The sequence below is a fragment of the Micromonospora sp. NPDC085948 genome (assembly GCF_040686315.1).
GTDB lineage: Bacteria > Actinomycetota > Actinomycetes > Mycobacteriales > Micromonosporaceae > Micromonospora.
On record NZ_JBFBJW010000002.1, the window covers coordinates 76899 to 99465 of the forward strand.

Below are 22567 nucleotides of genomic sequence, written 5' to 3' on the forward strand. Positions count from 1 at the left end.
CCCCGGTTCCGGCGGCGTCGGCACGCTCAGGGTCGCTGGGAGGGAGTGCACCGTCGTGGCACTCGTGGTGCAGAAGTACGGCGGGTCCTCCGTCGCCAACGCCGAGCGGATCAAGCGGGTGGCCGAGCGCATCGTCGCCGCCCGCAAGGCCGGCGACGACGTGGTGGTGGTGGTCTCCGCGATGGGGGACACCACCGACGAGCTGCTGGACCTGGCCAACCAGGTCAGCCCGCTGCCTCCGGGCCGCGAGCTGGACATGCTGCTCACCGCCGGGGAGCGGATCTCCATGGCGTTGCTCGCCATGGCCATCCACAACCTGGGGTACGAAGCCCGCTCGTTCACCGGCTCGCAGGCCGGCGTCATCACCACCTCGGTGCACGGCCGCGCGCGGATCATCGACGTCACCCCGGGGCGGCTCAAGGGCGCGCTCGACGAGGGTTCGGTGGTCATCGTCGCCGGCTTCCAGGGTGTCTCGCAGGACACCAAGGACGTCACCACGCTGGGCCGCGGTGGTTCGGACACCACCGCCGTGGCGCTCGCCGCCGCCCTGCACGCCGACGTCTGCGAGATCTACACCGACGTGGACGGCATCTTCACCGCCGACCCACGGATCGTGCCCAACGCCCGACACATCCGGCAGATCACCTACGAGGAGACGCTGGAGTTGGCCGCGTGCGGCGCGAAGGTGCTGCACCTACGTAGCGTGGAGTATGCCCGTCGGGCGGGGTTGCCGATCCACGTCCGTTCGTCATACTCGACCAACACCGGCACGATGGTCACCGGATCGATGGAGGACCCTTCCGTGGAGCAGGCACTGATCACCGGCGTCGCGCACGACCGCAGCGAGGCCAAGATCACGATCGTCGGGGTGCCCGACGAGCCGGGTGCCGCCGCGCGGATCTTCGACACCGTCGCCGGCGCCGAGATCAACATCGACATGATCGTGCAGAACGTCTCCACCGAGGGCACCGGTCGGACGGACATCTCGTTCACCCTGCCCAAGGCCGACGGCCCCACCGCGATGGCCGCGCTCAGCAAGATCCAGGAGCCGGTCAAGTTCAAGGGCCTGCTGTACGACGACCACGTCGGCAAGGTCTCGCTGATCGGTGCCGGCATGCGTTCGCACCCGGGTGTGGCCGCCGGCTTCTTCGCCGCGCTCGGCGCCGCCGGAGTCAACATCGAGATGATCTCCACCTCCGAGATCCGGGTCTCCGTGGTCTGCCGCGACACCGACCTCGACGCCGCCGTCCGCGCCATCCACGACGCGTTCGAGCTGGGCGGCGACACCGAAGCCGTGGTCTACGCGGGGACGGGTAGGTAGCGCCGATGACGGCGCTGCCCACCCTCGCCGTGGTCGGAGCGACAGGTGCCGTCGGCACCGTGATGTGTGAGCTGCTCTCCGGTCGTCGCAACGTCTGGGGTGAGATCCGCCTGCTCGCCTCCGAACGCTCGGTCGGCAGGCGGGTGCGCTGCCGGGGTGAGGACGTCGTCGTCCAGGCGCTGACCCCGGAGGCGTTCGACGGGGTCGACGTGGCGATGTTCGACGTGCCCGACGAGGTCTCCGCCGAGTGGGCGCCGATCGCCGTCGAGCGCGGTGCGATCGCCGTCGACAACTCCGCCGCGTTCCGGATGGACCGGGACGTCCCGCTGGTCGTTCCGGAGATCAACCCCGAGCAGGTCCGCAACCGGCCCCGGGGCATCATCGCCAACGCCAACTGCACCACCCTCGCGATGATCGTCGCGGTCGCGCCCCTGCACCGCGAGTACGGCCTGCGGGAACTGGTGCTCGCCTCCTACCAGGCGGTCTCCGGTGCCGGCCAGGCCGGCGTGGACATCCTGCACGACCAGCTCACCAAGGTCGCCGGGGATCGCGCGCTCGGCTCGCGCACGGGCGACGTCCGCCAGGCCGTCGGCGACGACCTCGGTCCGTTCCCGGCCCCGCTGGCGCTCAACGTGGTGCCCTGGGCGGGCTCGTCCGCCGACGGTGGCTGGTCGTCGGAGGAGATGAAGATCCGCAACGAGTCGCGGAAGATCCTCGGCCTGCCCGACCTCAAAGTGTCCGCCACCTGCGTCCGGGTGCCGGTGGTCACCGCTCACTCGGTGGCCGTGCACGCGGTCTTCGGCACCGAGGTGGATGCCGAGGGCGCCCGCGAGGCGCTGCGCAACGCGCCCGGGGTCATCCTGGTCGACGATCCCGCCGCCGGGGAGTTCCCGATGCCGATCGACGCCGTCGGCACCGACCCGTCCTGGGTCGGCCGGATCCGCCGCGCCCTGGACGACCCGCGCGCTCTGGACTTCTTCGTCACCGGCGACAACCTCCGCAAGGGCGCGGCCCTCAACACCGCCCAGATCGCCGAACTCCTGGCCAAGGAGTTCCGCACCCCCTAACAACCCCCCACCCCGCCCCACCCCACCCCACCCCACCCCACCCCACCCCGCCCTGCCCGCGTGCGCCCCGCGCCCCGCCATCGCGGTCGATCATGGAGTTGTGGTGGGCGAATTATCCAGCTCTAAGCCTTTTGCGGGGCACCACAACTCCTTGATCGACGCCGGTAGGGGGCGGGGGTTGGGGGTTGGGGGGGTTGGGGGTGGGTCAGGCTGCGGAGAGGTGGACTCCGTCTCGGCCTTGGCGCTTTACCGCGTAGAGGGCCTGGTCGGCTCTCTTCAGGGTGCGGTCGGGGGTTTCGCCGGGGCGGGGCAGTGCGACGCCCACGCTGATTGTGCGGCCGATGCGCCGAGCCGCCTCGGTCAGCCGTTCGGCGATCCGGACCGCCTCCTCGGGGCGACTCACCTCGATCACCGCGACGAACTCGTCGCCACCGATCCGGTACAGCTCGTCGCCGTGCCGGAGTGCCTCCTCGAGAGCGCGGGCCAACCCGACGAGCACCCGGTCACCGGCCTGGTGGCCGTACGTGTCGTTGACGATCTTGAAGCCGTCCACGTCGATCGCCAGCAGGGCCGTACGTCCCGGGGTGGCCGCCGCGATCCGCTGCCCGAACGGGCCGGTGTGCCGCAACCCGGTCAGCGGGTCGGAGCTGGCCTGCTCGCGCAGTCGGGCCAGCGTGCGGAGGCGGTCCAGGTTGGTCCAGGCCTGCCCGGCGAGCAGTTCCATCAGGCTCACCGTGGTCGGGTCCGGGCGCAGGGCACGTTCGTCGGCGACCAGCAGCATCCCGCCGGCCTCCGGTGACCCGACCGGAACGGCGACCACGGTCTGCACCCGCGCCTGGGTCAGTGGTCGGTAGTCCTCGGTCGGGGGGTGCCCCGCCTCGCCCAGCGTGTACCCGGCGCCGTAGCGGTGTGCCCGGTCGACCATCCGGGCCAGGGCCGCCGGGCCAGCCTCGGTCAGCTCGGCGCGGATCCGGGTCTCCAGGTCGCTCGGCGTTGCCGGGGGAGGGCCGAGTTGGCCGGCGACGAGCAGGAGCGCGGTGGAGAGGGTGGAGACCTCCCGGGCGGCGCGGGCCGCCGCGTTCATCAGCTCCGCTTCGGTGAGTGCGGAGGAGAGTGCGGCGGTGTGCCGGAGCAGCTTCTCGCTGCGGCTCTCCTCCGGTGGGCCGCCGAGTGCGGCGATCCGCGCGCCGAGCCGGTCGGCCAGCCACTGCGCCGTCTCCCGCCACAGCTCCAGGTCGGCTGGCTCACTCCACTGCAGGTCGAGTACGCCGATCGCCCGTCCGGTCGGGTCCAGCACCGGGACGCACAGCTCGGCGGTCACGTCCGGGCGTACCGGAAGGTAGTCCGGGTCGCCGGTGACGTCCGGGACGACGGCGGGGGCGCCGGTGGCGTACACCCGCCCGACGATGCCGGTTCGCTCCGGCACGGTCGCGAAGACCTGCCAGGCCCCGGTCGCCGCGACGCAGCGCAGACGGTCGTGGGCCGCGAGCAGCACGGAGATCGTCGCGTGGGTGTGCCGGGACAGCGCGGTGACCGTCCACCGACAGGCCTCCGGCACGCTCGACGCCATCGGGAGGCGGGCGATGACGTCACGGCTGACTCGCTGATGATCCACTCGCACGTCGTTCCAGGTAGGGGAGGGGCCGGCCGGCGCCGAGCCGCGCGATCAAGCGTACTCACGGTGGCGGGATCCTCAGGGCTTCGTACACACGTGCTATCCACAGGCTGTGGACACAGCCTGTGGGCGGTGCCACCGGGTGTCGGAGTTGACGATCGCGTTTGCGCCTGCCAATAATAGTTGGCATGAGCCAAGGTGAGCTATGGGAGAGCTGAGCGGCGACCGGCTGGTCGAGGTCCTTGCCACGCTGGCCAGCCCGCACCGACTGCGGGTGCTCGCCGCGCTGACCGGTGGACGCGCGTACGTCTCGCAGCTCGCCCGCGATCTGGGCATCAGCCGCGCGCTGCTGCAGGTGCACCTCAAGAAGTTGGAAAAGGCCGGGCTGGTCACCGCCCATCTGGAGTTGTCCGAGGACGGCAAGGCACTCAAGTACTACGAGACCGCGCCCTTCTCGTTGCACCTCACGCCCGACATGGTGGCGGCCGCCGTCACCACCCTGAGCACCGCCGGAGACGGCGATGCCGTATCGAAAGGAACAAGTTAGATGGACGTCACCGCCTCGGTCTTCCTCGTCGTCGTCGCCGCCCTGCTCATCTCGGTCGTCTGGTACGCGGGCGTCCGCACGCGGACGGCGGTCGCCGGCGAACTGCAGCGGCAGTACGCCGAGCAGGCCGCCGAGACCCAGCGGCTGCTCACCGACGTGAGCGCGCAGTTGGCCGACCTGAACCGGCGCACCGCGGACATGCAACGCATCCTCAAGGACGCCGAATGACAGCCCTCGGCCTCAGCCCGCCGGTCACACTCCTCAACGTCCCCAACGCCATCACCGCCGTACGCACGGCGGGTGCCGTCGGGCTCGCCGTGGCGGCGCTGACCCAGCGCAGCGCGTACCTGCTGGTCGCCGCCTACCTGCTCTACTGGATCGGAGACATCCTCGACGGTGCCGCCGCCCGGAGCCTGGGACAGGAGACGCGTACCGGCGCGGTCTTCGACATCGTCGCGGACCGTGCCTGCACGTCGGCCTGCGCCGCCGCACTCATCGTGCTGCGGCCCGCCACGGCCCTGCCGATCGCGGTGTTCCTGGTCCAGTTCATGGTCATCGACCAGCTGTTGAGCCTGATGTTCCTGCGCTGGCCGCTGCTCAGCCCGAACTACTTCGCCCGCGTCGACAGGCGCGTCTACCTGTGGAACTGGTCTCCGCCGGCCAAGGCGCTGAACACCGCCGCGGTGGTGCTGCTGGCGATCTTCGCGCCGATGCCTGTGGCTGTCACGTTCGCCCTCGCGGTCGCCGCGGTGAAGATCGTCTCGTTGGTCTGCGCCGCCAAGCTGCCGGCGGGACTCCCGCCTGCCCGACCATGATCGCCGTTCTGGTGGCCGCAGGCGTCGGGCTGCTGTCGGCCTTCCTGCCGTTCACCCCGGCCGAGCCGTACCTGATCGCGACCGTGGCCACGACAAGCGCGCAACCCGTGGCGCTCGGCGTGGCCGCCGCTGCCGGGCAAACTGCCGGCAAGGTCCTGATCTTCCTCGGCGCGCGCGGCGCGATCCGCTCGACGTGGCTGCAACGGCGGCTCCGCGGACGTCCGCCCGCCGCGCCGGCCCGACCGGGTCGACTGAGCACGATGCTGGCGCACCCGAAGGCGGCCGGCGCGCGACTCGTCGAGGTGCTGGAACGCCCCCACCAGTCGACCGGGATGCTGCTGGTCAGCGCCGTCAGCGGCCTGCCTCCGCTGCTGGCCGCCAGCGTCTACCTGGGACGCACACCCATGCGTCCGGTCACCTTCGCGGTGACGTGCCTGCTGGGCCGGGCGATCCGCTTCGTAACTGTCGCGCTGGCCCCGCAACTCGCCGGCTACTGAAACGGTGGCCGTCGGCCCGACCTCGACGACGGGCCGGAACGCGCCGGACTGCCCATCGGACCGGCCTCGCCAGGCGTCTCGTTCCGGGACCCGGAAACACCGCGCCCAGCGATAGCGTGAAGCTCCCGACGCCGAGGAGGCGAGCCCATGCTCATCGCTCAGCTCAGCGACCCGCACCTGACCACCGGTCTGCTCGCCGCCGCACCGGCCGCCGGGCTGCACCGTGCGCTCGGCCGGGTGCTGGCAGTCCGGCCGCGGCCGGACTGCGTCGTGATCAGCGGCGACCTGGTCGACCACGGCCGACCCGACGAGTACGCGGCGCTGCGCGAGCTGATCGGCCGGTTCCCGGTGCCGGTGCACCTGGCCGCCGGCAACCACGACGACCGCGAGGCGCTGCTCGACGCCTTCGGCGGCACACCGTGGCTCGGGGGCGGGTTCTCAACCCATTACCACGTCGATCACGAGGCGGCGTCGGTCGTGGTGCTCGATTCGCTCGTCCCCGGCAGCAGCAGCGGCCAACTCGGCGAGGAGCAACTCGGTTGGCTCGACGGGGTGCTGGCCGGGCGATCCGAGGTGCCCGCCGTGGTCTTTCTGCACCATCCGCCGGTCGCGGTCGGCATCCCCGCGGCCGACTCCCTCCGGCTTGCCGACTCCGACGCGTTCGCCGAGGTGATTCGTCGGCACCCGCACGTCGTCCGAGTCGCCGCCGGCCACCTGCACCGCCCGGTCACCGCGGCCTACGCGGGCACGGTGCTCACCGTGGCACCCAGCACCTGGAAGCAGAGCACGCTCACCATGAGCACCGACGAGCAGATCGGCTGGGTCGACGAGCCAACCGCCTTCCTGCTGCACCTGGTCGAGGCGGGCGGGTGCGTGACGCACACCGTGCAGGTGAGTCACTCGGCCGGTCAGACCTGCACCTCCTGAGGGAGCCCGTCGTGGTGGTCTGGTACGTCGCGTACGGCTCGAACATGCACGCCGCGCGCCTCGGGTGGTACATCGGTGGTGGCTGCCCGCCCGGTGGGAGGCGCACGTACCCGGGCTGCCGGGATCGGCGCCCACCGAGCCGGTCGGTCCCGGTGTCGCTGCCCGGCGGGATCTATTTCGCCGGTGAGTCCCGGGCCTGGACCGGGGGCATGGCCTTCTACGACCCGCACCTGCCGGGCGAGGCCGCCGCCCGCGCCTATCTGGTCACCGAGGAGCAGTTCGCCGACATCGCCGCCCAGGAGATGTACCGCCCGGCGGGTGCCGCCGCCGACCTGATCCCCGCGACCGGGGCGGCGATCGAGGCGGCCATCACCGACGGACGGGCCACGCTCGGCCCCGGCCGGTACGAGACGTTGGTCTGCCCCGGCAGCCGCAGCGGCGTCCCCCTGCTCACCTTCACCGCGCCCGAGGGGGCGTCGGCCACCCCGTGCCGGCCGCCCGCGCCGATCTACCTCGGCATGATCGCCCGTGGTCTGCAAGAGGCACACGGCTGGCCGGCCGAGCGGATCACCAGCTATCTGGCCGCCCGGCCCGGCGTGGCCGACGGATGGCGCCCCGACGCCGTCGCCGCCCTGGTCAGCGAGGTGCTGGTCGACGTGTGACCGCCGGGCGGTCCCAGCCCGCAACTCGGCCCGGCACGTGGCCCGCTGGTGGGCAGGCCGTCAACCGAGCAGGAACTCCCGCAGCGCGGGAGCGAGCGTCGCCGGCGGCACGTCGTGGTAACCACCGTCGAGGCTGATGGATCGGCCGCCCGGGACCGCCTCGGCCGCGGCCACACTCGCGTCCCTGAGCCACTGTGGACTGCCGGTGCTGTGCACCCCGAGAGTCGGCACCGTGATGGCCGCCAGCCGGTCGGTGGGCAGTCGCCCTCCGGCGGTGACGATCGAGTCGTACACCAGGGTGTGCGCGATTGCGGTCAGTCCGCCCCACATCGGCTGCGACCGCATCCCGGTGATCTGCTCGGCCGGCAGCCCCACCGCGTCGCTGAGGAAGAGCCCCACCGCGGCGTCCCGGTCGTCGGCGGCGATCAGCTCGATGAGCTGCGGGGTGATGTCCTGGCGGACGCCCACGTGCGGGCCGACCTGGAACGGTGGCTCGAACAGGACCAACCTGGTCACCGGAAGGCCCTGCGCGGTGGCGAGGGCGGCCAGGACCGCCCCGGAAGAGATGCCGTAGACGGCGGCGGAACCACCCGCCGCGGCGATCAGGGCGGCCAGGTCGTCGATCTCGCGACCGATCTCGTACGGTGCGGTGTCGCCGCTGAAGCCGCGCCCCCGACGGTCGTAGCTGAAGGTGGTGAAATCCGTCGCCAGTGCCGCACCCAGGTCGCGCGTCGCGTTGCGATCGCTGAATGCGCCACCGACCAGGATGATCGCCGGCCCGGCACCTGACCGTTCAAACGCGATGGGTGTGCCGTCGGCTGACCGCACCTGCTCCGCCACCGGTGTCGTTCCGCTCACGATGTCGCCCCCAGCCCTCGTTGGTCGTCCCGTCCTTTCTAGACCCTGCGTACGACGATGTCCGGCAGACCGCGGCAAACGACGCTCGATCCGGGGTGCGGGCGTACCCGCAGCTCCGATCCGCCGCCTGGGTCGCCCCGGCGGCGTCCGGATGAGAGGCTGTCGGGGCAGGCGGCCATCCCCAACCGCCGCCAACCGCGACCCTGACGACGGTGTCGCTCGACGGCCCGGTCGACCCAGAGGCCGGGCCCCGCGCGGGCGCCGATTCTTCCGAGGAGATCCATGTCCACAACCGGGATGCGACGGGCCGCTGTCGGCCTGACCGCGCTCGCGGTGGCCGCGTTCGGCGCGGTCGCCACCAGCCCAGAACAAGCCGACGCGCGACCGAAACCGGTCGACGTCACGCTGCTGGCCCTCAACGACTTCCACGGCAACCTCGAACCGCCGACCTCGTCCAGCGGCACCATCGCCGGGCAGACCGCGGGCGGCGTCGAATACCTGGCGACCCACCTGGCCGAGATGCGGGCCGCCGCCAAGAAGAAGAACACCATCACGGTCGCCGCCGGTGACCTGATCGGCGCGTCCCCGCTGCTCTCCGCCGCGTTCCACGACGAGCCGACGATCGAGGCGCTGAGCATGGCCGGGCTGGACTACGCCAGCGTCGGCAACCACGAGTTCGACGAGGGCGCCGCCGAGCTGCTGCGGATCCAGAACGGCGGCTGCCACCCGGTGGACGGCTGCGCCGACGGCACCCCGTACCGGGGCGCCGGCTTCAAGTACCTCTCCGCGAACGCCTTCAAGACCGCCACCGGCAAGCCGCTGCTGGCACCGTACGCGATCCACAAGGTGCAGGGCGTCAAGGTCGGCTTCATCGGGATGACCCTGGAGGGCACCCCGCAGATCGTCAGCCAGCAGGGCGTCGCCGGCCTCACCTTCGCCGACGAGGCGGACACCGCCAACCGGTACGCTCGCGAGCTGCGCCGCAAGGGCGTGGAGACGATCGTCGTGCTGCTGCACGAGGGCGGCGCCCAGGCGTCGACCGGTGGGATCAACGACTGCGTCGGCATGACCGGGCCGATCGTGGACATCGCCAACCGGATGGACCCGTCGATCGACGTGGTGGTCAGTGGGCACACCCACCAGGCGTACAACTGCGACATCAACGGCAAGCTGGTCACCAGCGCCAGCTCGTTCGGTCGCCTGGTCACCGACATCGACCTGAAGATCGACCGTCGGAGCGGTGACGTCGTCTCCGCCGCCGCGAACAACGTCGTCGTCACCCGCGACGTGGCCAAGGACCCGAAGCAGACCGCACTGATCAACCACTACAAGACGGTGCTCGGTCCGGTCGCCGGCCGCCAGGTCGGCGTGACCAGCCAGGCGATCACCCGGAGCCAGGAAACCCTCTTCGGTACGAGTCTGGGTGAATCCCCGCTGGGCAACCTGATCGCCGACGCCCAGCTCGCCGCCACCGACGACGAGGAGGGCGCGGTCGCCGCCCTCATGAACCCGGGCGGGGTCCGCGCCGACCTCGACGCCGGCCCGGTCACCTACGAAGAGGCGTTCACGGTGCAGCCGTTCGCCAACAACCTGGTGACGCTCGACCTGACCGGCGCGCAGCTCTACTGCGTACTGGAACAGCAGTTCGTCACCAACCGCACGCTGTACCCGTCGTCGACCGTGGGCTATGTGGTCGACCCGAACGGCACCACCGGCACGGTGGCCGACCCGTGCGCCGGCACCCGTGTGGTCCGGGGCAGCCTCACCCTCGGCGGGACCGCCGTCGACACCGCCGCCACCTACCGGGTGACGGTGAACAACTTCCTGGCCGGCGGCGGCGACGGCTTCAGCGCCCTCACCGGCGGGACCAACCAGGTCACCGGCCAGATCGACCTGGACGCGTTCGTGGCGTACCTGACCGCGCAGTCGCCGGTCTCCGCCCCGACGCTGGACCGCATCCGCACCACCGCCGAGGTCCCCGCCGCCTGACGGCCGACCCCCGCGACATCGGGCCCCGGAGCACCCGCTCCGGGGCCCGACCCGTCCCAAGCGCCACCGTGTCCCCCGCAGCCCTGAGTCCGCGCGCTCGCGTCCCGCGCGCTCGCGTCCCGCGCGCTCGCGTCCCGCGCGCTCGCGTCCCGCGCGCTCGCGCTCGCAGCCTGCGCCCCGCGCCCCGCCGCGCCCCGCCGCGCCCCGCGCCCCGCCGCGCCCCGCGCCCCGCGTCGCGCGCCGCGCGCCGCGCGCCGCGCGCAAGATCGCGCTCGAACATGGATGTAGTGGCATCGAGGCGTGATGAGGCCACTACATCCCGGATCCAGCACGATCTTGGGGCGGCGCGGTGGTGCGGGGCGGCGCGGCGGTGCGGGCGGCGCGGGGCAGGGCGGCGCGGGGCAGGGCGGCGCGGGGCAGGGCAGGGCGTGAGGCGTGGGGGTGTGCGGGTCAGGCGGCGACGGGGGTCGGGCCGGGAGACACCGCGGCGGCTGTCGCGCGGCCGTCCTGCTCCGCGGTGAGCAGTCGGCGCAGGGAGAGCGCGATCAACGAGGCGACCAGGCAACCGCCGACCACCGTCGCCACCCAGACCCTGCCGTCGGCGGCGGCGATGAGCGGTCCCGCGGTCACCGGGCCGATCACACCGCTGATTCCGAAGATCATCGAACTCATCGCGTTGTACCGACCACGAAGCTCGTCCGTCGCCAGGGCGTTCGTCAGGGCGGGCATCACCGGCGACAGCATCGTCTCACCGAAGCCGAAGATCGCCGAGCAGGCCACCACGCACAGGGCAGCCAACACGGCGCTCTCCCCGGTGACCAGGCCGGCCGCACCGAGGACCAACCAGGCGGCGGCGAACACCGCCCCCACCACCGCCAGTGCCCGGGTACGGCTGCGCCCCTCGATCCGGCGGATCACCAGCAGTTGCGCGAGCACGATCATCACGGTGTTGGCCGCGAGCGCCCAGGCCACCACGCGGGGGTTCACCTCGACCACCCGCACGGCGTACGCGGCGAAGCCCACCTCGATCTGCGCGTACCCGCAGGTGGTGAGGACCAGCCCGAAGATCACCAGCCGCCGGAACGGGCGGTCCCGCAGCACGGTCAGGTAGCCGCCGGGCGACGGATCGTCGACCCCTCGACGGTTGCCGAGTCGGTGGCCCACGCTGGGCAGGGTGAGCAGGATCAGCGCCGGCAGCAGGTACGTCACCGCGTCCAGTAGGTAGATCGCCTGGAAGGTGCCGGGTCGGGCGGTGTCGACGATCGCGCCGGAGGTCATGCCGCCGACGCCGATACCGAGGTTGAGCAGGGCGAAGTTCAGCCCGAACACGCGTTGCCGCTCGTCGTCGTCGGTCAACGACGCGAGGATCGTGTTCTGCCCGGACCAGATCGCCGAGCTGCCGATGGCGATCACCGTCATCACCAGCAGGGCCGAACCGGTCGAGTGGACCAGCGCGAGCGAGCCCGTGCCGATCGCCTCCAGCACCAGGCAGGGCACCACCACCCAGCGGGCGCCGAACCGGTCGATGAGCGTCCCGCCCAGCGGTGACAGCGCCAGGGTGACCGCGCCGTACCAGCCGATCACGAGCCCGGCGCGGGCGTCGGTGAGCCCGCGTACGTCGGTCAGGTAGATGAACAGGAACGGCAGGGTCAGACCGCGCCCGATCGCCGACAGCAGAGTGCCGAGCATGATCCGGCGGGCGTCCGCTCGGCGGGGCAGGGCACGACGCAGCATGTCCGGCATTCTGATCCCCAGGTGTGACACCGCGCGAACCGTTTCGGCCGCGCTCCGCCCTCGCTGGTGTCCTCGGGTGACCAATCCCACGATGATCCACTGGTCTCGGTGGCGGTCGGTCGTTGTCCCCCGGGTCTGCGATGCTGGCTCGATGACCGGCACCTGGCGACACCTGCCCGCTACCGCCCGCGCCATCGCGGTGACCGCCACCGCGGCCGTCGCCGCCGCGCAGGCGCGCGACGGTCAGGCGTACGACGAGGCGGTCGGTGGCCTCGCCGCCGACGAGCGATCCGGCCTGGTGCTCGGCGCGGTGGTCCGGCTGCTGCTGGAGGAGAGCCATCCGGAGGGGCTGACCGGCGACGACATCCGCCAGGTGTTGACTCGATGCGTGCAGAGCGCGACGCGGTGGCGGTCGGACGTGGACCCGCACGTGGTGCTCGTGCTGCTCGCCGGCGCGCTCGGCGTGTACGACCCCGAGGGCGACGAGTCCCGTCCGGACGCGTCGGCGCTGGCCCGGCATGCACCGCTCCTGGTGGCCGACCTGTTGGCGACGACAGGCGTGTCGTTCGACGACTACCTGGCCGCCGCGTTCGCCGAGATCGAGCGCACCGAACGACAGGACTGACCGGCGGGGCGGCCACCTCGGTGGTGGCCGCCCCGGTGGCGTACGGCAGGGGCCGGCAGTTGTCGTGTCAGTTGGAGTTGGTGAGCCGTTGCGCCACGACCTCCAGGTACTCGGCCGGGATCCGTACCGTGCCGTCGGTGGCCCGGTTGTGCGTACGCGCCAGCTCGACCAGGTCGGCGTGCAGGTGCGGTCGCCGTTCCTCGGGCAGCGCCTCGAACGCCTTGAGCGTGGGCCCGTAGTTCGCCCGGAAGAAGTTGGCGAACTCCTCGGGTGTGCCGAAGCGGAAGACGAACTCCCGGCGTACCGCCCGCAGGTCGCCCACGGCCTCGCCGAGCAGCTCGCGGACCCGGGCCTCGTCGCCCCACTCGACGGGCGGGCGCAGTCCCGGTGGCGGGGGCACATGCCGGGCCACCGTGCGGAACAACTCGCCGATGAACCCCTGCGGCGTCCACGAGACCAGCGCCACCGTGCCGCCGGGGCGGCAGACCCGGACCAGCTCGGCCGCCGCCCGCTGCTGGTCCGGGGCGAACATCACGCCCACGACGGAGAGCACCGCGTCGAACGACCCGTCGGGGTGCGTCAGGCGCTCCGCGTCCCCGGCCACGAAGGTGACCGCGAGCCGTTCGGCCGTCGCCCGCTGACGGCCCCGTTCCAACAACTCGGGTACGTAGTCGACGCCGGTCACGACGCAGCCGCAGCGGGCGGCGGCGATGGCGGCGTTGCCGGAGCCGGTCGCGACGTCCAGCACGCGGGCACCGGCCGACAGGTCGGCCGCCGTCACCAGCAATTCGGAGATCGGATGGATGAGTGCGGCGACCGCGCCGTAGTCGCCGCTGGCCCACGTCACCTGCTGGCGTGTCTTCACGGCGTCGAAGTCGAGTGCGGTGCTCATGGGCGTCCCCCTCGGACGGTAGTGGTGCCCTTGACGCTAGGTGACCCACCGCCTCTGGGGATCGGCTGAAGTACGTATGTTGGCGGCGGTTTCCGCAGGCAGCGTCACGATCAGTCCTGGTTCCAGGTGTCCGTCTCAAGTGTCGACGGCGCACCGTCGGTGGCCACCTGACCGGTGGCGAGCGTCCGGCCGGACGCGTCGAGCGCCTCGACGACGAGGTCCGTCATGGCGGGGGGCACGCGCACCACCGCCCCGGAGCCGCTCACCGCAGCCGTCGCCACCTCGCGCCCGTTCTGCGCCACCCGTACCTGGGTGGCTGCCGCAGGCGTCACCACGAGCAGGGACCGAAGGGCTCCTTCGCCGATGACGCCGTTGTCGATCGACACCGCCAGGACGCTTGCGGGGTCGGTCGGGTCCGCTGCGACGCTGAAGGAGGTGCCGGTGCCGACCACGCCGTTGGGTCGTGGTTGATCGAGGTCGATCGTCACCTCGCCGAGCCAGCCGCCGCCGGCTGCGGGAGCAGCCACGATCATCGTCTTGCCGCTCTCCACCGAGGGCCAGCCGGTGGGCGGCGAGCCGTCGTCGGAACGGGCGGGAAGGAGAGCGGCGTGCCCGCCCCACACCACGCTCGGCAGGGCGGTCAGTTGGTATCCCGACGACTGGGCGTACTGCGACACCAACAGTCGGGCACGCGGTTCCGGGACACTGCCGCGTACGCGGGACATCGCGGTCGCGAGCTGCGCGTCGGTGATCGGCTCCGACGCCAGCGAACCCGGTCCCGCGGTGATCTTGCGCGTCACCCCGCCGCAGTCGACCCGCCACCACTCGGGCCGCTGGGTCTTCGGGGTGCGGATCAGGTACGACCCGGTCGGCTCCGGCGCCCACTGGAACGCCCTGCCGTTGGGCAACGGTGAGGTGAGGAAGACACACCCGGCGGGTGCGATCGCCACGTGGATGAGCTTTCCCGGGCCGGAGGGGTCTTCCACGGCGCGGCTCTCGTAGGGTTCCAGCCCGTCGCCGACGCCCCGATCGGCGTTGGTGCTGGTCAGCTTCTCGGCGCTGGCACCCTCCTCGGCGGCCAGCCAGATCGCGGCGCTCGGCCAGCCGGTGCCCGGATCGGGCTGGTCGCGGACGAAGGCGGCGAGGGCGATCCGCTGGCCGCCGACGTCGTCGACGAACAGCACCTTCACCGCGGTCAACGGCACCCTCAGGCGGGGAAAGTCTCCTCGGCGCTGCGCGGCCAACAGGAGTTCGGAGAGCTGGCGGACGTAGCCGCTGTCCTGGCCGACGACGCCGCGCGGTGGCGACTGGAGGAGCTTGTTCGACCAGGCCAGCACGGGCGCGTTGGACTCCGTCGCGTCCGCGGGTGGTGGTGGGGTGGTCCGGCCCGGGTCGGCGATCGCGAAGGCGGTTCCGCCCAGGGAGAGCACCAGAGCGAGGGCCAGTCCGCCGAGGCGGCGCTGCCGGTCCCGTCGGTAACGCGCCCTGGCCCGACCGTACGGATCCGGCTGTGGGGTCAGGGTCCTGCTCAGCTCGGCCAGCGCCCGACCCACTTCGTCGTCGGCAGTCATGGTGTTACCCCTGTCATCGTCGTCGTCCCGGTCGGTGCTGGATCGGTTGCCGCTGGGGTCGTCGTCGGCACCTGGTTCGGCGTCGGCGCGTCCGACGCCAGCGCCAGACGCAGGCGAGCCAGACCTCTCGACGCGCGGCTCTTGACCGACCCCACGGAGCAGCCCAGAGTGGCGGCGACCGCCGCCTCCGGCAGGTCGACCACGTACCGCAGCACGATCACGGCCCGGGTTCGCGGCGTCAGCTCCCGCATCGCCTCGTACAGGGCGTGCCGTTCCGTCACCGCCTCCGTCATGTCCCGACCGGACCGGTCCGGCAGGAACGACGTCACCACCTCGTGCACCCGGTGGCGACGCCAACTGCTGATGTGGTGGTTGATCATGACCCGTCGCAGGTACGCCATCGGATCGTCGATCCGACGCCATCGACGCATCACCTTCACCAGCGCCGTCTGCACCAGATCCTCGGCATCCTGCGCCGACCCGGTGAGGTGGTACGCCACGCGCAAGAGATCCATGTAGCGCGTCTCGACGAACTCGCGAAAATGCTCGTCGTCAACTGCCATAAGCCCCCGCCTCGATTGGTTACCCAGCACGACTCTGGTGGGGCCGTGAAGGTTGAAGGCCCGCGGGTGGCAATCCGCACACGACGCGGGCAACGACGACCATCACCTCTCGCGCACCTGACACCGGCGTCGTAAGCTTCAGTTTGAGCGACTGCTCAACTCGGTCGAGTGCGTGCGCCCGACCAGGTGTTACCCCGGCATGTCAGCGGCGCGCCGGAGCAAGGTGTTCCGGCACGCGGGACCACGGAAGGCGGCCAGATGAGAGCCCCCCGATTGGTGAGCGTCGTCCAGCGCCGCCTCCTCGTGAACTACCGCACGGAACCGGAGGTCACCGCGCGGCTGCTGCCCGCCCCGCTGCGACCGCAGGTCGTCAACGGGTGGGCCGTGTCGGGCATCTGCCTGATCCGGTTGAGCGGAGTCCGTCTCCCCTCCGTGCCCGCACCCTTCGGCCTGCGTAGCGAGAATGGCGCGCACCGGATCGCGGTTGAGTGGGACACACCTGACGGCGTCGCACAGGGCGTCTACATCCCACGCCGTGACACCGGTTCCCGGCTCAACTCCTGGGTCGGCGGCAGGCTTTTTCCGGGGCGGCACCACCTCAGCCGCTTCGACGTCAGAGAGAGCGCGGACGAGCTGCGGATCGCCCTCGCCGATCCGGTCGACAAGGTACGCGTCGGTGTCCACGTCCGCGTGGCAGCCGCCCTGTCGGGCAGCCACCTGTTCGATGACGTCGACCAGGCCTCGGAGTTCTTCCGGCGCGGTGCCACCGGCTTCTCGACCACCCCCGATCCGAGCCGCCTCGACGGAGTGGAGCTGCTCACCCGGGGCTGGCAGGTCACGCCGGTGGACCTGGCCTCGGTGCAGTCCACGTTCTTCGACGACCCGGTCCGGTTCCCTCCGGGATCCGCGATACCCGACTGCGGGCTGCTGATGCGCAACGTCCCCGCCACGTGGAATCCGCTGCCGCCGATGGCGGTGCGGCCCACCGGTGGCCCGGTCGCCACTCGCAGCCGGTGAAGGTCGTCCTCGCCGGCGGTTCCGGGGCGCTCGGATTCGTACGGTGGGGTATCGGTGGCCGCATGGGCAGCGGCCGACAGTGGATCAGTTGGTTGCACATCGACGACCTGTGCGCGATCGTGCGCCACTGCACGGACGACCCCACGCTGTCGGGCATCGTGCATGCGACCTCCCCCAACCCCGTACGCAACAGCGATCTCATGGCCGCGCTCCGCCGGGCGATGGGTCGTACCGTCGGTGTTCCCACCCCTGCGCCTCTGGTCCGGGTCGGATCGGTGTTCCTGCGCGCCGATCCGCTGTTGGTGTTGACCGGCCGTCGGTGCGTCCCGAACCGGCTGCGCGATGCCGGCTTCGAGTTCACCCACCCAGAGTTGGGACCCGCGGTCGCCGACCTGCTCAGCGGAGCGGCCCGCCGATGACCGGCCTCTCCTCGTCTAGGGCTGGACGTCGTTGGACAGGTTGATCCGGATCTCCGTGTTGCGGTAACCGGCGCGACCGAAAGCGGCCGCCATCGGCGCGTTGCCCATGTCGGTGGTGGCGGTGATGCGCGACTCCCCGTTGGTCGCGTGCAGGCGGGTGATCTCGGCGAGCACCTCGTCCACGTAGCCGCGCCCGCGGAACTCCGGCACCACCCCGAGATAGCCGACGTTCACGTTGTACGGGGTCGCGGAGGGAATCGCCATGCCCGCCACCTCGCCCTCGCGCGTGTAGGCGATCCGCCACCATTCCCGCTTGCCCGGCGCCCCGAGATAGAAGTCCATCTCCTCGCGCGCGGTCGCGTCCACGCCCTTGGCGGCCAGGTTCGCACGGGTCTGGGCATCCAGGCTGCCCTCGGCGATTCTCCTGAACACCGCGAGGAACTCCTCGTCGGAGGCCGCGCGGAACCGCAGCCGGCCGGCTGCGGGGGGCACCCCGTCGGCGGGTGCCCACTCGAACTGCAGCCGCTCCACCTCGCGGGTGAGGCCCGCCGCATGCGCCGCCGCCCGCCGCCACTCCACGGCCGCCAAAATGGCCGGATCGTCACGCCAGCCACCGGTGACCTTGATCATGTACTCCACCGGCTCCGGGAACCCGGCCAGCGCCGCCCTGATCAGCTCGGCGGCGACGGCGGCACGGTCTCCCACCGCTGGATCCACGTCGAGGCAGTCGAGCGCGACCGGATGCGGGCTGCCCTTCGGCCCCCACCACAATGCCCGTCCCACGACCTGGCCGTCGTGCTCGGCGATCCATGTCCATTCCGGCCGGTACATGCCTTCGGCCAGTTCGGCCAGGTAACGGTCGGCGGGGATCCACCCAACGGGCTCGGTCACGATCCACGGGGTCACGCGGTCGAGGTCCGCGGGGGCGGTAGCGCGGTAGGAGATCACGTGCAGAGGCTAGCGAAGCGCAGCACCATCATTCGTGCGCGCCGGGGGAATGACAGAAGGCCAGGTGAGAGTCGATCTCACCTGGCCTTCTGGCCTCTGGTCGGGGTGGCCGGATTCGAACCGACGACCTCTTCGTCCCGAACGAAGCGCGCTACCAAGCTGCGCCACACCCCGAGGCGTGCCGACAAATAGTAGCCCACCCGCCCGGAGGGTCAAACTCGGTACCCCCGCCGCCCGGCCCCGCCCCCGACCATCGACAGGCGGGCGGGAAGGAGCCGCTCAGCGGGGGATGAGGGTGAGGATGCTGGCCTCCGGGGGGCAGGCGAAGCGGACCGGGGCGGTCGGGTGGGTGCCGAGACCGGCGGAGACGTGCAGCCAGGAGTCCGAACCGGGCCAGCGGTGCAGGCCGCGCGCCATCGACCGGGGCAGGCCGCAGTTGGTGACCAGCGCTCCGTAGCCCGGTACGCAGACCTGACCGCCGTGGGTGTGCCCGGCGAGCAGCAGCCCGAAGCCGTCCGCGGCCATCTGGTCGAGCACCCGCGGCTCCGGGGAGTGCGTCAGCGCGATGGACAGGTCCGCCGAGGACGAGACCGCGCCGGCCACGGTGGGGTAGTCGTCCCGCTCGATGTGGGGGTCGTCCACGCCGACCAGGTCGAGCTGCCGGCCGCCGGCCTTCAGCGTGGTCCGGGCGTTGTTGAGATCCGCCCAGCCGGCGCCGGTGAACACCTGCCGGAGCTCCTCGTAGGGCAACTCGACGCCCTCGGTGTACTCCCGGTCAGGCAGGAAGTAGGTGAACGGGTTCTTCAGGACCGGCCCGGTGTAGTCGTTGGAGCCGAACACGAACGCTCCCGGGTAGTCCAGCAGCGGTTGCAGGGCCCGCAGCACTCCGGGCACCGCGCCCGGGTGGGCCATGTTGTCGCCGGTCACCACCACCAGGTCGGGGTCGAGAGCGGCCAGCGACGCCACCCACCGCTGCTTGCGCGCCTGGTCGGGCATCATGTGCAGGTCCGACAGGTGCAGGACCCGCAGCGGCTCCGCGTCGGCCGGCAGCACCGGCACGTCGTACCGCCGGAGGGTGAACATGTTGCGCTCGATGAGCGACGCGTACGCGAGGGTGGCCGCGCCGACCGTGGCGGTTCCGGCGGCAAGCCGGAATAGTGTGCGCTTTCGCATGGCGTTCAGGGTAGTTTGACCGTCCATGAGCACGCTGAAGGACCGCCTCACCGCCGACATGCGTTCCGCGCTCAAGGCGCGCGACGAGCTGACCACCTCCACGCTGCGGATGGCCCTGGCCGCCGTCGGCACCGCCGAGGTCGCCGGCAAGGCCAAGCGCGAGCTCACCGATGACGAGGTGCTCGCCGTGTTGACCAAGGAGGCCAAGAAGCGCCGGGAGGCGGCCACCGCCTTCGCCGACGCCGGCCGCGCCGAGCAGGCCGCGAAGGAGACCGCCGAGGGTGAGGTGCTGGACCGCTACCTGCCCCGGCAGCTCTCCGACGCCGACCTGGCCGAGCTGGTGTCGGGGGCGCTCGCCGCGGGCGGCTTCACCGGGAAGGCCCAGATGGGCCCGGCCATGAAGGCGGCCCAGGCCGCGGTGGCGGGCCAGGCCGAGGGTGGTCGGGTGGCCGCCGAGGTACGCCGACAGCTCGGCCTCTGATCCACCGGCATCCCGGTCTGCGCTCTCCGGAGCGTGGACGGGTAGGCGGTGGTCCCGGACAGACGGAAACGGGCGGGCACCCGTGGTGGGTGCCCGCCCGTCGTGTCCTGATCGTCGGCTCAGCCGCCGGGGCGGCCACCGGGTCGACCGGTGTTGCCGGGTTGGCCGCCACCGGGGGTGCCCGGCGTGGCGCCGCCGCCACCGTTGCTGACCTGGATGGTGACCACGCCGCCCTTGATGGTGCGCCCGTCCGGGCTGGTGCCGTGGACGGTGTTCGGAGGACAGGACGACTTCACCTTGGTGTCGGAGACCACCGGCTCGAAGCCCGCATCCTTGAGCCGGGACTTCGCCTGATCCACCGAAATGCAGCTCACGCCGGGGATGCTCTTCTGGTCACCCTCGGAGATCTTCTGGCCCGGCGGCTCGAACTGGATGCGGTCCTTGCCCCTCATGGCATCCCGCAGCGTCTCCTGGACCGGCGGGTTGATGCCGTTGGGGACATCGTGGCCCATCTCGACGTTCGTCTGCGGCCAGTCCGGGTCGGCCATGATGCCGGCCACCGCGTACTGCTTGGTCATCGCGACCAGGGCTGCGGTCTTCTCCGAGTCGGTGGTGCCGGACTTGCCGGCCACCGGCGCGTCGACGATTCCCTTCACCCGGCTGGCGGTGCGGCTGCTGCCGCACTTGCTGGTGCTGGAGTTGTCGCCGACCGGGCAGCGGGCGGCGTCCACGGCGGCTCGGGCCACCTCGGTGCCGAACCGCTTCTCACAGCGCGGTTTGGCGATGTCCAGTTTGTTGCCGTCCGGGTCCTTGATCTCCTGCACCGGGATCGGCTCGCAGTACGTGCCGTCCGCCGCCAGGGTCGCGTACGCGTTGGCGAGGTCCAGCGGAGTGGTCTGCGAGACACCGAGGGTGAAGGCGCCCCACTGGTGCGCCCCCTTCTCCAGGGTCAGATCCTCGTCGGTGCGGAACTGGATGCCGGCCCGCTTGGCGACGTCGACCACGTTCTCCGCGCCGACCTGCTGCTGGAGCGGGACGAAGAAGGTGTTGATCGACTGGGCGAACGCGGTCCACATGTTCTGCACGCCACCGGGCTTCAGTCCGGAGTTGGTCGGGCAGTACAGGTTGGTGCCGGGGCAGGCGGCAGGGCCGGGCTGGATCTTGTACTCCGACCGGAACTGCTGCGGCGCGTTCATGCTGTAGCTGAGCGGGATGCCCTTCTCCAGCGCTGCCACGATGGTGAAGATCTTGAAGGTCGAGCCAGCCTGGTAGCCGGTGATGCCGTCACCACCGGTGAGCAGCGGGTTGACCGTCGCCGGGTAGTTGCCCCGGATGCCCTTCCGGCTCTTCGCCGGATCGCTGGAGATCTTGTTATTCGGCTTCTTCGGGTCGTCCAGCTTGAACTGTCGGTTGACCGCGAGCGCCCGGACCCGGCCGGAGCCGGGCTCGACCACCGCGACCATTGCCGCTTCCTTGCTCTTCTCGCTCTTGGCCTTGCGAACCGCCTTGTCGGCGCCCCTCTGCGCCTGCACGTCGATGGAGGTCACCACCGTGTAGCCGCCGCTCTTGAGTCGCCGCTCCCGGTCGTACGTGGTGGAACCGAACGTCTCCTGCTGCATCCACCAGCGGTAGAAGTAGTCGCAGAAGAAGCCCCAGCTGTTGACGTTCGCGGCGACGCAGCCGTTCGGGGTCCGCTTGTCCAGCACCTTGAGCTCGACGGCCTTGGCGGCGTCCGCCTCCTGCTGGGTGATGGCCTTGATCTCGACCATGTTGTTGATGACGTAGTCACGTCGTTCCAGCGCGGCCGGGTAGCCCGACTCGGTGGTCGGGTCGTTCGTGGTGGGCGCCTTGACCATGCCGGCCAGCAGCGCCGCCTCCTCGATCTTGAGCTTGCTCGGCGGCTTACCGAAGTAGACCTGGCTGGCGGCGTAGATGCCGTACGCGCCGTTGCCGAACGCGGCGAGGTTGAGGTAGCGGGTGAGGATCTCGTCCTTGGAGAATTCCTTGTCGACCTGGAGGGCCAGCCGCATCTCGCGAAGCTTGCGGGCGCTGGTGTCCTCGGTCGCCGCGACCACGTCGGCCGGGTGGGTGGCCGAGTAGGCGATGGCCAGCCGGACGTACTGCATGGTCAGCGTCGAGGCGCCCTGCCGGCCGCCGTCGCCCTGGTTGTTGACGAACGCGCGGGCGACACCGTTGATGTCGACGCCGTTGTGCTTGTAGAAGTCGTGGTCCTCGGCCGCGATGATGGCCTTCTGCATGTACGGAGAGATGTCGGCGAGCTTCACGTCGCGCCGGTTCTCGTCGTACATGGTCGCGAGCGGTGTCTTGCCGTCCGACGCCAGTAGATAGCTGATCTGTGGCGCGCGGGCCACCGTCAGCTCTGTGGGCAGGGCGCCGAACGTCTCGGCGCCGGCCTTCGCGGCCAAGCCGGACATCGCCACCGCGGGGAAGGCCGCCGCAGCGACCACCACGCCGGCCAGCAGGCCGCACACCAGCAGCGATGCGGCGTTGGTCAGCACATTGTGGTCACGTTTCCGCATCCAGGTCACCTCGGCATGGTACGCGAGTAGGGAACGAGGGGCGCCTGGGCATTCTTTCCCCATTTCCTGCACGCGCTGCCCTCGTTGTGCTAAACGCACGACCCCCGGTGCTTGGTTGCGTGTAGCCCGGCGCGAGTCTCCTCCAATTTCCGGAGGTGGCGCAGCGTTATCGCCGACCTCGGCGGGGTAACCGGCGGGCGAAGGCCCGGGAAGCCGGGAGTGTCCGGAATGATGGATTTCGCCGACAACGTTGCGTAATCAGTCGACTACAGAGCATGATGGGGGCGGCGACAGCGCCACATGTCG

The 22567-nt window shown here is 71.2% G+C and carries 22 protein-coding genes and 1 tRNA gene; 13 read left to right on the forward strand and 10 right to left on the reverse strand.

All coding sequences use genetic code 11. The features are described 5' to 3' along the window. Positions 1-55: 55 nt before the first annotated feature. A complete protein-coding gene (locus tag AB0O48_RS06100) occupies positions 56-1321 on the forward strand; it encodes an aspartate kinase (RefSeq protein ID WP_357255498.1) in 1266 nt (421 codons plus the stop codon). 5 nt (positions 1322-1326) lie between these two features. After that, positions 1327-2388 carry an aspartate-semialdehyde dehydrogenase gene (locus AB0O48_RS06105; RefSeq protein WP_357255496.1) on the forward strand — a complete coding sequence of 354 codons (1062 nt, stop codon included), beginning with the start codon at positions 1327-1329 and terminating at the stop codon, positions 2386-2388. Between the two features lie 205 nt (positions 2389-2593). Here AB0O48_RS06105 and AB0O48_RS06110 read toward each other — a convergent pair whose 3' ends face one another. Beyond that, entirely contained in the window at positions 2594-3958 is a 1365-nt protein-coding gene (locus tag AB0O48_RS06110; protein ID WP_365064346.1) for a sensor domain-containing diguanylate cyclase, read from the reverse strand. A 250-nt stretch (positions 3959-4208) separates the two neighbouring features. On the opposite strand from AB0O48_RS06110, the gene AB0O48_RS06115 reads away from it, so the two are divergent. From AB0O48_RS06115 to AB0O48_RS06140, 6 genes are all read left to right on the forward strand, one after another. Next, positions 4209-4550 carry a helix-turn-helix domain-containing protein gene (locus AB0O48_RS06115; protein ID WP_365063502.1) on the forward strand — a complete coding sequence of 114 codons (342 nt, stop codon included), beginning with the start codon at positions 4209-4211 and terminating at the stop codon, positions 4548-4550. Beyond that, positions 4551-4778, forward strand: coding sequence for a hypothetical protein (locus AB0O48_RS06120; RefSeq protein ID WP_357255492.1), 228 nt, complete (start codon positions 4551-4553; stop codon positions 4776-4778). Continuing rightward, complete coding sequence (locus AB0O48_RS06125; RefSeq protein WP_357255490.1) at positions 4775-5365, forward strand: CDP-alcohol phosphatidyltransferase family protein; 591 nt, start codon at positions 4775-4777, stop codon at positions 5363-5365. The genes AB0O48_RS06120 and AB0O48_RS06125 overlap by 4 nt, the downstream gene beginning before the upstream one ends. Then, positions 5362-5862, forward strand: a complete 501-nt coding sequence (locus AB0O48_RS06130) for a hypothetical protein (protein ID WP_357255488.1) — start codon at positions 5362-5364, stop codon at positions 5860-5862. Before AB0O48_RS06125 ends, AB0O48_RS06130 begins: the two co-directional genes overlap by 4 nt. A gap of 147 nt (positions 5863-6009) precedes the next feature. Continuing rightward, positions 6010-6789, forward strand: coding sequence for a phosphodiesterase (locus AB0O48_RS06135; RefSeq protein ID WP_365063508.1), 780 nt, complete (start codon positions 6010-6012; stop codon positions 6787-6789). An 11-nt stretch (positions 6790-6800) separates the two neighbouring features. Continuing rightward, complete coding sequence (locus tag AB0O48_RS06140) at positions 6801-7451, forward strand: histone deacetylase (protein ID WP_365063510.1); 651 nt, start codon at positions 6801-6803, stop codon at positions 7449-7451. Positions 7452-7511: 60 nt separating this feature from the next. Here AB0O48_RS06140 and AB0O48_RS06145 read toward each other — a convergent pair whose 3' ends face one another. Continuing rightward, positions 7512-8309, reverse strand: coding sequence for an alpha/beta fold hydrolase (locus AB0O48_RS06145; protein ID WP_365063513.1), 798 nt, complete (start codon positions 8307-8309; stop codon positions 7512-7514). Positions 8310-8591: 282 nt separating this feature from the next. Between AB0O48_RS06145 and AB0O48_RS06150 the strand changes: the two genes are divergently transcribed. Continuing rightward, the gene (locus AB0O48_RS06150; protein WP_365063516.1) at positions 8592-10298 is read left to right on the forward strand and encodes a bifunctional metallophosphatase/5'-nucleotidase; all 1707 of its coding nucleotides are present in this window, start codon (positions 8592-8594) and stop codon (positions 10296-10298) included. 450 nt (positions 10299-10748) lie between these two features. Here AB0O48_RS06150 and AB0O48_RS06155 read toward each other — a convergent pair whose 3' ends face one another. Beyond that, positions 10749-12032: an MFS transporter gene (locus tag AB0O48_RS06155; protein ID WP_357253037.1), complete on the reverse strand. Its 1284-nt coding sequence runs from the start codon at positions 12030-12032 to the stop codon at positions 10749-10751. Positions 12033-12183: 151 nt separating this feature from the next. Here AB0O48_RS06155 and AB0O48_RS06160 point away from each other — a divergent pair, with 151 nt between their 5' ends. After that, complete coding sequence (locus tag AB0O48_RS06160; RefSeq protein WP_357253034.1) at positions 12184-12657, forward strand: hypothetical protein; 474 nt, start codon at positions 12184-12186, stop codon at positions 12655-12657. Between the two features lie 67 nt (positions 12658-12724). Here the strand turns inward: AB0O48_RS06160 and AB0O48_RS06165 are convergent, their stop codons facing one another. The 3 genes from AB0O48_RS06165 to AB0O48_RS06175 form a co-directional block, all read right to left on the reverse strand. After that, positions 12725-13549 (reverse strand): class I SAM-dependent methyltransferase, encoded by an 825-nt coding sequence (locus AB0O48_RS06165; RefSeq protein ID WP_357570747.1) that lies wholly within the window; start codon positions 13547-13549, stop codon positions 12725-12727. Between the two features lie 110 nt (positions 13550-13659). Next, on the reverse strand, positions 13660-15120 hold the full coding sequence (locus AB0O48_RS06170; RefSeq protein ID WP_357570748.1) for a hypothetical protein: 1461 nt from the start codon (positions 15118-15120) through the stop codon (positions 13660-13662). After that, on the reverse strand, positions 15117-15683 hold the full coding sequence (locus tag AB0O48_RS06175; RefSeq protein WP_365063522.1) for a SigE family RNA polymerase sigma factor: 567 nt from the start codon (positions 15681-15683) through the stop codon (positions 15117-15119). The genes AB0O48_RS06170 and AB0O48_RS06175 overlap by 4 nt, the downstream gene beginning before the upstream one ends. A gap of 258 nt (positions 15684-15941) precedes the next feature. Between AB0O48_RS06175 and AB0O48_RS06180 the strand changes: the two genes are divergently transcribed. Next, on the forward strand, positions 15942-16700 hold the full coding sequence (locus tag AB0O48_RS06180) for a DUF2071 domain-containing protein (protein WP_357570750.1): 759 nt from the start codon (positions 15942-15944) through the stop codon (positions 16698-16700). 62 nt (positions 16701-16762) lie between these two features. Further along, positions 16763-17119: a DUF1731 domain-containing protein gene (locus tag AB0O48_RS06185; protein ID WP_357570751.1), complete on the forward strand. Its 357-nt coding sequence runs from the start codon at positions 16763-16765 to the stop codon at positions 17117-17119. A 15-nt stretch (positions 17120-17134) separates the two neighbouring features. On the opposite strand, the gene AB0O48_RS06190 is transcribed toward AB0O48_RS06185, so the two are convergent. From AB0O48_RS06190 to AB0O48_RS06200, 3 genes are all read right to left on the reverse strand, one after another. Next, complete coding sequence (locus AB0O48_RS06190) at positions 17135-18067, reverse strand: GNAT family N-acetyltransferase (protein WP_365063526.1); 933 nt, start codon at positions 18065-18067, stop codon at positions 17135-17137. Positions 18068-18164: 97 nt separating this feature from the next. Then, positions 18165-18241 (reverse strand) — tRNA-Pro (locus tag AB0O48_RS06195). 105 nt (positions 18242-18346) lie between these two features. After that, positions 18347-19240, reverse strand: coding sequence for a metallophosphoesterase (locus tag AB0O48_RS06200; RefSeq protein ID WP_357570753.1), 894 nt, complete (start codon positions 19238-19240; stop codon positions 18347-18349). A gap of 25 nt (positions 19241-19265) precedes the next feature. Here AB0O48_RS06200 and AB0O48_RS06205 point away from each other — a divergent pair, with 25 nt between their 5' ends. Then, positions 19266-19721, forward strand: coding sequence for a GatB/YqeY domain-containing protein (locus tag AB0O48_RS06205; RefSeq protein ID WP_357253009.1), 456 nt, complete (start codon positions 19266-19268; stop codon positions 19719-19721). A 119-nt stretch (positions 19722-19840) separates the two neighbouring features. Here AB0O48_RS06205 and AB0O48_RS06210 read toward each other — a convergent pair whose 3' ends face one another. Next, complete coding sequence (locus AB0O48_RS06210) at positions 19841-22261, reverse strand: transglycosylase domain-containing protein (protein WP_357570754.1); 2421 nt, start codon at positions 22259-22261, stop codon at positions 19841-19843. Positions 22262-22567 lie beyond the last annotated feature (306 nt).